General features: G+C 63.0%; 11 protein-coding genes. 2 read left to right on the plus strand and 9 right to left on the minus strand.

The annotated features are described in order from the left end of the window. Positions 1-70: 70 nt before the first annotated feature. The 3 genes from glyS to N8A98_RS04260 form a co-directional block, all read right to left on the minus strand. Positions 71-2,095 (minus strand): glycine--tRNA ligase subunit beta, encoded by a 2,025-nt coding sequence (gene glyS / locus N8A98_RS04250; protein ID WP_262169455.1) that lies wholly within the window; start codon positions 2,093-2,095, stop codon positions 71-73. 71 nt (positions 2,096-2,166) lie between these two features. After that, positions 2,167-4,089 (minus strand): DUF2207 domain-containing protein, encoded by a 1,923-nt coding sequence (locus tag N8A98_RS04255; RefSeq protein ID WP_262169456.1) that lies wholly within the window; start codon positions 4,087-4,089, stop codon positions 2,167-2,169. A gap of 7 nt (positions 4,090-4,096) precedes the next feature. Further along, positions 4,097-4,657, minus strand: coding sequence for a LemA family protein (locus N8A98_RS04260; RefSeq protein ID WP_262169458.1), 561 nt, complete (start codon positions 4,655-4,657; stop codon positions 4,097-4,099). Positions 4,658-4,960: 303 nt separating this feature from the next. On the opposite strand from N8A98_RS04260, the gene rnk reads away from it, so the two are divergent. Further along, entirely contained in the window at positions 4,961-5,374 is a 414-nt protein-coding gene (gene rnk, locus N8A98_RS04265) for a nucleoside diphosphate kinase regulator (protein WP_262169459.1), read from the plus strand. On the opposite strand, the gene N8A98_RS04270 is transcribed toward rnk, so the two are convergent. From N8A98_RS04270 to N8A98_RS04285, 4 genes are read right to left on the minus strand one after another with little or no spacing between them, the layout of a single operon-like run. Beyond that, the gene (locus tag N8A98_RS04270) at positions 5,375-6,301 is read right to left on the minus strand and encodes a glycine--tRNA ligase subunit alpha (RefSeq protein WP_262169460.1); all 927 of its coding nucleotides are present in this window, start codon (positions 6,299-6,301) and stop codon (positions 5,375-5,377) included. A 54-nt stretch (positions 6,302-6,355) separates the two neighbouring features. After that, a complete protein-coding gene (locus N8A98_RS04275) occupies positions 6,356-6,595 on the minus strand; it encodes a hypothetical protein (RefSeq protein ID WP_262169462.1) in 240 nt (79 codons plus the stop codon). A 3-nt stretch (positions 6,596-6,598) separates the two neighbouring features. After that, entirely contained in the window at positions 6,599-7,426 is an 828-nt protein-coding gene (locus N8A98_RS04280) for a S49 family peptidase (RefSeq protein ID WP_262169463.1), read from the minus strand. Between the two features lie 50 nt (positions 7,427-7,476). Then, positions 7,477-8,151, minus strand: coding sequence for a tRNA1(Val) (adenine(37)-N6)-methyltransferase (locus tag N8A98_RS04285; RefSeq protein WP_262169464.1), 675 nt, complete (start codon positions 8,149-8,151; stop codon positions 7,477-7,479). A gap of 225 nt (positions 8,152-8,376) precedes the next feature. On the opposite strand from N8A98_RS04285, the gene N8A98_RS04290 reads away from it, so the two are divergent. Next, positions 8,377-9,372: a polyprenyl synthetase family protein gene (locus N8A98_RS04290; RefSeq protein WP_262171876.1), complete on the plus strand. Its 996-nt coding sequence runs from the start codon at positions 8,377-8,379 to the stop codon at positions 9,370-9,372. A gap of 14 nt (positions 9,373-9,386) precedes the next feature. On the opposite strand, the gene N8A98_RS04295 is transcribed toward N8A98_RS04290, so the two are convergent. Both N8A98_RS04295 and N8A98_RS04300 read right to left on the minus strand, forming a co-directional pair. Continuing rightward, positions 9,387-10,262, minus strand: coding sequence for a 4-(cytidine 5'-diphospho)-2-C-methyl-D-erythritol kinase (locus N8A98_RS04295; protein ID WP_262169466.1), 876 nt, complete (start codon positions 10,260-10,262; stop codon positions 9,387-9,389). 9 nt (positions 10,263-10,271) lie between these two features. Then, a complete protein-coding gene (locus N8A98_RS04300; protein WP_262169468.1) occupies positions 10,272-12,053 on the minus strand; it encodes a tetratricopeptide repeat protein in 1,782 nt (593 codons plus the stop codon). Between the last annotated feature and the right edge of the window lie 88 nt (positions 12,054-12,141).

The following is a 12,141-nucleotide window of genomic DNA, read 5'->3' on the forward strand; positions in this document are numbered from 1 at the left end:
GACCACCGGGACAAGCCCGGTGGTGACGTTGTGGGGATATTGGGGCCCACAGACCCACAGGCGTTTTGCCTTACCCAGCAACCTTCGAGAAATCAGCCACCAGATGCATGGTGTCGCGCAGGCGGGCCAGCAGGTTCAGACGGTTGGCGCGAACGGCAGGATCGGCGTCGTTGACTAGGACCGCGGTGAAGAACGCATCCACCGGCCCGCGCAGGGTCGCGAGTTCGGCCATGGCGCCCTTGTAGTCCCCCTTGGCCACATGGGCCGAGACAGCGGCGTGTACCGCGTCGACGGCGAAGGCCAGCGCGGTTTCCTCGGCGCTCTGCAAGATGTCCTGATCGACAGCGCCGGCGTAGGACTTGCCGTCCTTTTTCTCCTCGGCAGCAAGGATATTGGCGGCGCGCTTGTAGCCGGCTAGCAGGTTCTTGCCGTCTTCGGACGACAGCAGGGTCGAGAGAGCTTCGGCACGCTGGGTGATGGTCAGGATATCGTTGCTATCGGCCGAGATGACCGCATCGACCAGGTCATGCCGGGCACCTGCATCGCGCAGGGACACCTTGAGCCGGTCGTGGAAGAAGGCCAGCAGATCCGGCTCGACCTTGAGCGGGAATTTGAGCCCATTTTCCGAGATAATGCGGATCACACCCAACGCGGCGCGGCGTAGCGCAAACGGATCGCGCGAGCCGGTGGGCTTTTCGTCGATCGCCCAGAAGCCGGTCAGCAGATCGAGCTTGTCGGCCAGAGCCACGGCAATGGATGTCGGTTCGGTCGGCACCTTGTCGGTGGGGCCGAGCGGCTTGTAGTGCATCTCGATGGCGGTGGCGATATCGGCGGGCTCGCCCTGCGCAGCGGCATAATAGCGGCCCATCAGGCCCTGCAATTCGGGGAATTCGCCGACCATGCCGGCGGTAAGATCGGCCTTGGCGAGCATGGCGGCGCGCTTGGCGCGCTCGGGATTGGCGCCCACTTGCAGAGCGATTTCGCCAGCGAGCTTGACCAGCCGCTCGACGCGTTGGAACTGGGTGCCCAGCTTGGCGTGGAACACGGTGTCTTCCAGTTTGGGCAGGCCATGTTCGAGCGGCAGGGCCAGATCGCCCTGATAGAAGAAGGCCGCATCAGAGAGCCGCGCACGGATCACCCGCTCATTGCCGGCCGTGATCACTGCGCCACCATCGGTGGCGATGGTATTGGCGGTGATGATGAAATTGGGCGCCAGCTTGCCGTTGGCATCGCGCAGGCAGAAGCATTTCTGATTGGCGCGAATGGTGGCAATGATCACCTCTTCGGGCAGCTTGAGGAAATCGGGATCGAACGAGCCCATCATGACGACGGGCCATTCGACCAGCCCCGCCACTTCCTCCAGCAGGCCTTCATCGGCGATCACCGTCAGGCCCTGGGCGAAAGCCAGGTGCTCGGCATCGGTCTTGATGATGTCCTTGCGGCGATCGATATCGAGCACCACTTTGGCGCGCTCCAGCGCGGCCGCATAATCGTCGAAGCGGCGCACCTTGATGGCCTCGGGCGCCAGGAACCGGTGGCCGAACGTGGTCTGGCCCGAATTCAGCTCATTGGAGGCAAAGGGGATAACGACCGGCTCTTCGTTTTCAGCGCCAAAGGTGGCGGTGATGGCGCGCAGCGGGCGCACCCAATTGAAGGTGCCCGTGCCCCAGCGCATGGATTTGGCCCAAGGGAAATCGGTGAGAATCTTGGGCAGAATGGCCGACAGCAGATCAACGGCATCGGCGCCGGGCTTGCTGATATGGGCGACGTAGAAATCGCCCTTTTTGGGATCGCTTTCGATTTTGGCCTGATCAATCGAAGCCAGCCCCGCAGCACGCAGGAAGCCATCGATGGCGGGTTGCGGTGCGCCGACCTTGGGGCCCTTCTTTTCTTCGCGCGTATCGGGCGAGCGGGCGGGCAGGCCCGTCACGGTCAGCGCCAGACGGCGGGGCGTCACGAAGGCCTTGGCGCCTTCATAGACCAGGCCCGCATCCACCAGCGCATTGGTCACGCCCTTGCGCAGGTCCTCAGCCGCACGACGCTGAAAGCGGGCGGGGATTTCCTCGGAAAAAAGTTCGAGCAGCAATTCGGGCATGGCACGCGTACCGGAAGTTAGAGGCGCGGTTTGCTTAGCTTGGGGAGCGGGCTATGTCCACTTCGTTCAAGTCACCATCCGCCGCCACCGCCACCGCCACCCCCGCCACCGGAGAAACCACCGCCCCCTCCCCCACCGCCCGAGCTGAAGCCGGAGGAGCTGGCCTGGACCGGCTGGGCGGCGACCATGGCGGCCGACATGCCCGTTGCGGCAGCACTGATGGCGTTGGAAATCTTGCCCGAGGAGAAGGTCGAGCCGCCCGAATACCAGAGCGGACTATAAAATCCGCTGCCGCCCGAAACGCCGCTGACGGCATTGCGCGCCAGTTCGGCCTCGAAATGCTCGGACCATGGCTTTTCCACGCCCAGCGCAATGGCATAGGGCAGGATGCGCTCAAAGCGCTCCACACTCATTGGCGGCTCGTCATTGATGTTGAGGCGGTTCTTCTCGGCGGTTTCCAGATAGAGCTTGAAGCCATCGATCTGGTCCATGACCTTGCGGCCCTGGATGGTGGGCGCGCGCATCAGCACGGCAAACACCACCGTGGTCAGCACGATGGAAAGCGCCGCCAGAGCGGCCGTATTGACCGAGAGCCGGCTAAAGGTTTCAAGCCCGCCGGCGAAGATGTTGAAGCCGACCACAACGATCCAGAACAGCACGAAGAATTTGCGGAAGCCGCCGCCTTTCCAGAGCGTGCTGGCGACCGTGCCGAACACGCCGAGCAGAATGCCGCTGACCACGCCGACAAAAAGCCAAAGCGGCTCAAGCACATCGAACAGCACCAGGGCGGCGAGCGCGGCAATGGCAATGACGAAGCCGAGCACGGCATAGCTGGTATTGTGGCGGAACCAGACCGAGCGGTTTTCGCTTTCGATGGCGGCGACGAATTCACCGCGCTTTTTCTCCAGCTCGGGGCCGGTCTGCTTGTCGACCGTGACCTCGCCCTTGGACTGGAAATAGGAAAACAGCAGTTGTTCACCGACCGGCAGCGCCGCATCGGGCTCCTTGCCGGTCGTGGTCACCGAAAGGGTCTTTTTGGGATTGTCGATTTTGACCAATCCCCTGACGCCCAGATCAAAGATCGAGGCGGTCAGCGCAGTCCAGCCGGATTTTTCAAAGCCCCATTTGTGGACATAATGGGTCAGCGCCGGGGAGAAATCCTTGGGTGGATGGAACAGGGGAATGATCGTGCCCTTGGGGGGATCGCGGCCGACCCGGTTCCAGGCGATCAGATTATAGGCCAGCACCAGCACGACGCCCAGAATGGGCAGCACGATTTCGCGCAGATCGGAGAGCCAGATCAGCAACGCATCAAGCCCCGTCGGCAGCGTCAATATGCCCTTCTGGAACTTGACGGCAAAGCTCATGCCCTCCCCCGCGCCGAGCTCGCGATTGGTGCGGAAAGTGGCCGTCGAATCCGAATTGCGGGTGATGGTCACCGCCTGTTCAGTCGAGCCGACGGCGCCGGTATAGCCGACCAGATCGGCGATCACGGCGCCCGGCGGCAGGGTTAGATGCGCCACTGAATTGACGATCGGAAAGATCCAGTAATTGCCGGTGGCGTTCCAATAGAGCTCGTCATGATCGTCAAAGCTGCGGGCCATGCGGGTCATGGAATAGGTGATGGTGTAGCGATGCTTACCGCGGGCGATGAAGCTATCGCTATCGCCGATCCAGATACGGACGAAATTGCCCATGCGCTCGGTGCGAAAGGGCTCAAGCTGGCCGTCGCGGGTGACGGTTTGCACATCCAGATCGGAACGGATCTTGTTGCCGGATGCCGAGAGCATCACGGTGGGGATATCGCGGTAGATGCCGCGGCGGATATCGATACCTTCAGCCACGACATCGACGGTTTCGATGACCTGCACCGAGCCATCGACATGCAGATTTATGTCGGAGGCAAAATTGCGGATTTCCTCGCGCGCCGAGGCCGGCAGGCACAACACGAGTGCGAGCAGAAGCCATGCGGCCAGGCGGGCGAGGTAAGCCATTATCTGATCAGTTGAATTTGACGGATGGCACGGCGCGGCCGGCTTCGTTTTCCAGCTCGAAATACTCGGCCTTCTTGAATCCGAACGGCCCGGCGATGAAGTTTGAGGGCACGGATTCAACCATCACATTGAGATTGCGCACCGCGCCATTGTAATAGCGCCGGGCCATCTGAATTTCGTCTTCGACAGTCTGCAGAGCAGCCTGGAACTCGAGAAAGGTCGTGTTTGCCTTGAGGTCAGGATAGGCCTCGGCCGTGGCGATCAGGCGGCCAAGGGCGGAAGAGAGCTGGCCTTCGGCCTTGGCGCGTTCCTCGGGGGAGCCGGAAGCCGCTGACGTGGCGGCAGCGCGGGCATTGGTGACCGCTTCGAGCGTTTCGCGCTCGTGGCCCATATAGCCCTTCACCGTTTCCATCAGATTGGGGATGAGATCGGTGCGGCGCTTGAGCTGCACGTCGATGCCCGACCAGCCCTCTTCCACCATCTGCCGGCTTTTCACCAGGCCGTTATAGATGGTGACGGCATAGACCGCCGCGATGACGATAACGGCCAGAATGATCCAGGTTGTCATGGGTGGAAGGCTCCTCGAACGCACCGCATTGGCGCGAACACTGGCACTGCCGCCACCCAAGCGCAATGGCTGCGCCTTGACTTGGCCGCGGGCCGCACTACTTTATAGCGATGAGCATGACTTTGACATTCCGGCTGGAATACCCCTTCGCGGGATCGCAGCCCTAAGCATGCCTGCCGCGCCGGAGCCTGCTTAGGGGCAGGCCGATCGTATCGATCGTCAGAGCTGGCGCATATCCCAACCACATTTTTTATCGCCGCAACGGCGCGCAAAATGCGCGACGGCGGCTGCACAGGTACATACATGAATACCCAAGACTATAACGACCTCACGCCCGAAATCATCGTTGGCGAGGCCGACCACAAGCAACTCAACATCCTGGCCATGGCCGGGCTGACCCACACGCCCGACCAGTCGGACGACCTGCTCTATGAACTGGAGCGCGCTCGCATCCTGAGCGATGCCGAGGTCCCCCGCGACATCGTCCGCATGGGCTCCTCCGTGCATTACCGCACCGATAACGGCCAGGAGCATATGGTGACGCTGGTTTATCCAGTCGACGCCGATATCGCGACAGGCCGCATCTCGATCATGACCCCGGTCGGCACCGCGCTGATCGGCCTTCGGGTCGGCCAATCCATCAGCTGGCGCAGCCGGGACAACCGCAAGCACATGCTGACGGTGTTGGCGGTGAAACAGCCGGTAGTGGCCGAGTAATTACTCGGCCCCGCCGCCTGCGGTTTGGAGCCAGGCTTCGCCGCAGGATTTGGCGAGTTCGCGGATGCGCAGGATGTAGCTCTGCCGCTCCGTTACCGAAATCACGCCGCGCGCGTCCAGCAGGTTGAAATTGTGCGCGGCCTTGAGCACCTGCTCGTAAGCGGGGATGGCCATGGTCTGGCGATTGCCGCTGGCATAGCCCTTTTCGAGCACCGCGCGGCATTCCTTTTCGGCATCCGCGAAGTGGCGGAACAGCATTTCGGTGTCGGCGGCTTCGAAATTGTATTTGCTGGATTCCTGCTCGTTTTGCAGGAACACATCGGCATAGCTCACCTTGGCATCGCCCACGCCGCCATTGAAGTTGAGTTCCATAATGGAATCAACGTTCTGCAGGTAACAGGCCAGGCGCTCCAGCCCATAGGTCAATTCGCCCGCAACGGGATTGCATTCAAAGCCGGCGACCTGCTGGAAATAGGTGAACTGGCTGACTTCCATGCCGTCGCACCACACTTCCCAGCCCAGGCCCCAGGCACCCAGAGTGGGGTTTTCCCAATCGTCTTCGACAAAGCGCAGATCGTGCAGAGCCGGGTCGATGCCGATGGCATAGAGCGACTTGAGGTAGAGATCCTGGATATTGGCCGGGGACGGCTTCAGGATCACCTGGAACTGATAATAGTGCTGCAGGCGATTGGGGTTTTCGCCATAGCGCCCATCCTTGGGGCGGCGCGAAGGCTGCGCATAGGCAGCGTTCCACGGCTTGGGGCCGAGCGCGCGCAGGACGGTGGCCGTGTGCGAGGTGCCGGCGCCCATCGGCATGTCATAGGGTTGCAGGATGACACAGCCCTGCTCCGCCCAGAATTGCTGCAGCGTGAGGATCAGGCCCTGGAACGAGTTCTTAGGGTCCATGTGCGCGGGGCGGTCGGTCATATCGGAAACTATCCTATTGTCGCGCCAAACCTCTAGTTTGAGCGTCCCGAGCGGTCAACGGCGTTTGTCGTCGTCCTTGCCATTGGGGCGGAAAGTGCCGTCATTATCACGCTTGAGATCGATGACGCCGGGCTGCTGGCGTTCGCGCAGGTCGCGCTCGCGACGCAATTGCCGCGTGGCCTCGTCATCGGCCTTGAACTGGCCTTTCCAGTCGCGCCAAATCTTGCGGATTCCCAGATAGATAACGCCAAAGACCACGGCGAAGATCAGAATGCGGATGATAAAACCGGTCATGCGCTAAAGCCCAAATCGCGCCCAGATGGCGCGGTCCTCAATGGTGGCGGCGGCGTCGGCTGACAGGCCTGATGCCGAAAAACCGAAACGCGGCAGGCTGAGCCAGCCGCGCTTGGGTTCGATCATTTTCAGTTCGACATCCTTGCCATAGCGGGTGTGCAGGATTTCGTGGATATCGCCGAGCGTGTCGATCAGGCCAAGCTCGATGCCGCGCAGGCCCGGCCACCATTCGCCGGTGAACAGCACGTCGTCGGCGGCCTTGAGCTTGGCGCCGCGCCGCGTCTTGACCACGTCGATGAATACCTGGTGGATATCCAGTTCGAACTGCTTGATGCGCTCCACGTCGCCCGGCTTTTCCGGCAGGAATGGATCGAGCGTCGACTTGTTGATGCCCGCAGTATGCACGCGGCGTTCGACGCCCAGCTTTTGCAGCGCGCCGACAAAGCCGAAGCCGGCCATGATGACGCCGATGGAGCCCACAATAGAAGATGGGTCGGCAATGATCTCGTCGCCGGCGACGGCGATGAAATAGCCGCCCGAGGCAGCGGCATCTTCGACAAAGACCAGGACGGGTTTGTTGTGCTCATCGGCCAAGTCGCGAATGCGCTTGCCGATCAGCCGGCTTTGCACCGGGGAACCGCCGGGCGAATTGACGATGATAGCAATGGCCGGCGCCGACTTGATGGCAAAGGCCCGCTTGAGCAAGGGGGCGACCGCGGCGATGTTGAGCCGGCCCTGGCGCTGTTCGGCGGCGATGACGCCTTGCAGGCGCACGACGGGAATGACAGGAGCGCGCCGCACGAGGCGGGATAGCCAGTTTGGGGTCGCCATTGGGTCTCCTCTAGAGCTTCGCGGCCAGATTTAGGATGGGACGGCCCCGATTACCAGTCGAGCCGGGCAATCCCACGAAAGATTGCGTCGAACTCTGGCCGGAAAGCGCGGCCTTCGGCATCGTGCAGGGCGCGGCTGGCCAGCATGCGTAGCGGCGCGCGTGAGCCCTTGATCCCGCGCAACAGGACGCGATTGACCGGGATGTCGGGACGCGGGGTCAGCGGCAGGATGGTCAGGCCGCCGAATCTCTGGCTGAAGGCGGCGAGCAGGGGCGCCAGGCTCTCGACTGGGTAGATGAAAATAACTTCGCCATTGGCAGCGGCCGAGGTTGCCGCGGTGCGGACCCATAGGTCGAGGGCCGCTGCATCCATGTGGCGGGCGGCGGCGCGGTCGCTGGTGGCGGCAAGTGTGCCGGCGCCGGATTCGAAAAAGGGCGGGTTGGCGATGACGGCGTCATAGTGATTTTCGAGCAGGCCCGCTGCTTTGCGGTCGGCGCCCTTGGCAGTGACGTCGGCCTCAATGATTTCGGCATGTCCAGCAAAGCCATTGGCCACTGCATTGTCGCGGGCCAGCGCGGCCATGTCGGGATTTTGCTCGACCAAAGTTGCACGGCAGGCGGGGGCATGGGCCAGTGCCACGAAGGCGGCCGTGCCGACACCGCTGCCCAGATCAAGCAGGCGTTCGCCCCCTTCGGAGACCGCTGCGCCGAGCAGTACGCTGTCCAATCCCGCACGGAACCCCTGCCGGGGCTGCGACAGAGTGATCCTGCCACCCAAAAAGGCGTCGCGTGTTATTGTTTGGTGTTTTACAAAGTCGTGTGGCTGGTCTAGGGACATCGCACCCGAAAAGGCCGTTTGGTGCGAAGCATATATGCGCAGACGCGGCGGGCTCAACCTGATTTGCCGATTGCGGCAAACGAGGATGGAATAGTGGTGTCAGTGCTGACCCAGATGCGAGAGGCGCAAAGCGCCACGCCGATCGAGCGGCTTGTTTCTGCCACCGAGGCCGACATGGCCAAGGTCAACGAACTGATTCTGTCGCGTGCCGAATCGCATGTCGAAATGGTGCCCGAGCTGGCGCGCTATCTAATCGAGAGCGGCGGCAAGCGGCTGCGCCCGATGCTGACGGTGGCGGCGGCTTCCCTGTTTGGTCGGGGCAATGGCAGCGCGGTCAATTTCGCGGCGGCCGTCGAATTCATGCATAACGCGACCTTGCTGCACGACGACGTCGTCGATGATAGCGACATGCGCCGCGGCAAACCTGCGGCCCGCATGGTCTGGGGCAACAAGGCCTCGATCCTGGTCGGCGATTTCCTGCTCGGGCAGGCTTTCATGATGATGGTGGAAACCGGCGATATCGCCTCGCTCGGCGTGCTGTCGGCCGCCTCGGCGGTGATGGCTGAGGGCGAAGTGTTCCAGCTGGCCAAGACCGGGGACCTCGACACCACAGCGGACGACTATGCCGAGGTGATCCGCGCCAAGACTGCCGTGCTGTTCGAGGCCGCCTGCAAGGTGGGCGCCATGGCCGGCGGGGCCGATGCGGCGGGCCGGGAAGCTCTGGGCATTTATGGGCTCGAGCTGGGCACGGCGTTCCAATTGGTGGACGACGCGCTCGACTATGGCGGGCAGAGCGGCACGCTGGGCAAGAATACCGGCGACGACCTGCGCGAAGGCAAGATGACCCTGCCGGTGATTCTGGCGCTGGCCAATGGAACCGAGGCAGAGCGCGCGGTGATCGCGGCGGCGTTGGGCAATGCCGAGGCGAGTGCCGAAGACGTGGCTGATGTCGTGGCGATCATGGAACGCCATGGCGCATTGGAGCGCACGCTGGAACAGGCGCAGGCCCATGCTCGTGCGGCGCAGGATGCACTGGTGGCCCTGCCGGCATCGGAAATGCGGGCGCTGCTGGGCGACGTGGTCGAGTTCAGCGTGATGCGGGCGTTTTAGGCTCTGAGCCAACCCTAAGGCACAATCAACGGCGCTGCCGCGACCCAATGATCCGGGCTCGCCTGGCGCAGATCACTCGCGGCCTGATGGGCCTGAGTGCTCGAGCCGAAGAGACCGAAAACAGTGGCGCCAGAGCCGGACATGCGGGCCAGGATACAACCCGGCGCAGCACGCAGGCGCTGCACCAGATCGCCGATCAGCGGCACGAGCTTGATGGCCGGCGGTTCCAGATCATTGCGGGTTTCGGCCAGCCAGATGCCCAATTGGGCCGGGCGTGTGAGTGGCGTGGGCAGTGCGGGCAGTGGATAATTGTCATGAGCGCGCAGACGGCGGAACACGTCGGCGGTGGCCAGCGGCACCATGGGATTGACCAGCACAATATGGCAGAGCGGGAATTCGGGCAGCGGCGCCAGGATTTCCCCGATACCGCGCGCCACCAGCGGCCGGGACAAGAGGCAGGCTGGCACGTCGGCACCCAATTGGGCGGCAAGAGCCGATAATTCAGCAATTGGGGTTGGCTGCCTCGAAAGCCCCGCCATCAGCCGGAGCGCGGCGGCCGCATCGGCAGAACCGCCGCCGATGCCGGCCGCAACGGGCAGGCTTTTGTGCAGCGTCAGAGCCAGACCCGTATCCACCGCGCCGGGCCAGCGGGCACGGAAGGCGGCCACGGCGCGCAACACCAGATTGGTCTCGCCACTACTCAGCCCCCTGGCAAAGGGGCCGGTGATGGTGAGGCTGTCGCCCGGCGCCGGCACGGCTTCGAGTTCGTCGGCCACATCGGCAAAGACGATGAGGCTTTCGAGATCGTGATAGCCATCCTCACGGCGGCGGGTGATGTGCAGCGCCAGATTGATCTTAGCCGGCGCCGCCTGGAAATGGGTCTGAGACATCAGGCCGTGCTAGTTTACGGCTGGCTGGGCAGTATCCTCGGGAGCCGAGGTCGAATCCTCGGCCACCGGCGCGTCGTCGGAATCGGAACCCTCGGTCAGGCCATTGGCCAGCTTGGGCGCGACCCGCTTTTTGACATTGCCTTCCTGATCGACAGAGGCGGCGACGTTCCACTGGAACTTGGCTTCGAGCTTGCGGCCGGCGCGCCAATAGGCGTCACCCAGATGGTCGTTGATTTCAGCATCATTGGGGCGCAGCAGCACGGCCTGCTCGAGGGTGGTGACGGCCTCATCCATGCGACCGAGCTTGTAGAAGGCCCAGCCGAGCGAATCGACGATATAGCCATCCTGCGGCACGGCCTTGACGGCTTTCTCGATCATTTCGAGCGCGGGTTCGAGATGCATGTCCTGATCGATCCAGCTGTAGCCGAGGTAGTTCAGCACCTGAGGCTGGTCGGGATTGAGCTTGAGGGCCTCCAGGAAATCGGCCTCTGCCTTGGGCCATTGCTTGGCGCGCTCATAGGCAATGCCGCGCACGTAGTAGAAGCGCCAGTCGGAGGCGTTGTCGCCGCCGGTCAGTTCCAGCGCCTTGGTATAGGCCTCGGCGGCGGGCACATATTGCTCGTCATAGCGCAGCAAATCACCCAGCACGGAAACGGCGTCGAGATCGTCGGGGCGGGTAGCCACGATATTGCTCAGGCGGCGCAGCGCTTCGGGACGATCGCCAATGGCGTCCAGATTTTGTGCCACGCGGACCACGGCGGTGGATTTCATGACCGAGGTCGCGGGCACCGCCTCATAAATACTGTTGGCGGCCGGATGCTGGCCAGCGCTGTCGAGCAATTGGCCCAGTGCCAGCGAGATCACATCGGCCGATGGGTCGAGGTAAAGCCCCATGCGCAGGAAGACCAGCGCGAGGTCGAGGCTGCCATCGCGCGACAGGGCAACGCCGATGCCATGGAACATTTCGGCGGCGCCGACCTGCACATTGGTGGCGAAAATGCCCGGGCGCTGCCCGGCTTCGACGGCCAGCTTGACGCGGGTGACGATGGGATGGGTCAGGCCCTGCGCTTCAAACTGGGCGATAACGTCCTTGGCCTCGTCGAACCGGCCGGCATTGGCCAGAATGCGGGCATAGACCTCGACGATGCGTGCGACGAAGGGCTCGGCGTCGAATGCCTTGCCGGCAAGCGCGATAGCCTTGTCGGTTTCCCCCGCGGCTTCGGCCATCAGCGCGCGGTGGAAGACCAGGAAGTCCTCCAGCCCATTGGCGCCGAGCTTGTCGAGCAGGGCTTCGGCTTCGGGGAAGCGGTTATCGCCCACCAGCGCCCAAGCCTGCAGAATGCCGGCGGTGATGCCGGTGAAGCTGTCCTGGCCGATGGCGCCGAGCATTTTTTCAGCCGCGTCATAGCGGCGCTCCTTGATGGCCTCGGTGGCGACGACCAGTTCACCCAGCTCGTTGCGCGGATCGAGTTCGAGCAGATGCTTGGCGGTAGCGGCGGCCTGGCCAATCTGGCCATCGACGGCAAAGCCGATAAACGAGCGCTCGACCAGAACCGGATTGTCCCAATCGGCCTGGGCAGCATCGTTGAAATAGCGCGCGGCCTCTTCGGTCCGCATATCCTTGAGCGCCTGCTGGCCGGCCATATAGGAGCCGGTGACGCTGGAGCGGAACAGCGACAACATGTCGAGGGACTGGGCAGGCTTGGTCTGGGCGGCCAGGGGGGCGGCAAACGCCGCCAGCATCAGCACCACGAAGGCGGGTCGCGCAAGACGGTTCACGAGCAATGTCACGAGGCTTATTTCTCCAAGGCCTTATCCAGCCAGTTCTGGCGGGCAAGATTGTCCGTTTTGCGACTGCGCCGCAAGTTCGGATGCAGTC

This window comes from Devosia neptuniae (assembly GCF_025452235.1).
Lineage (GTDB): Bacteria > Pseudomonadota > Alphaproteobacteria > Rhizobiales > Devosiaceae > Devosia.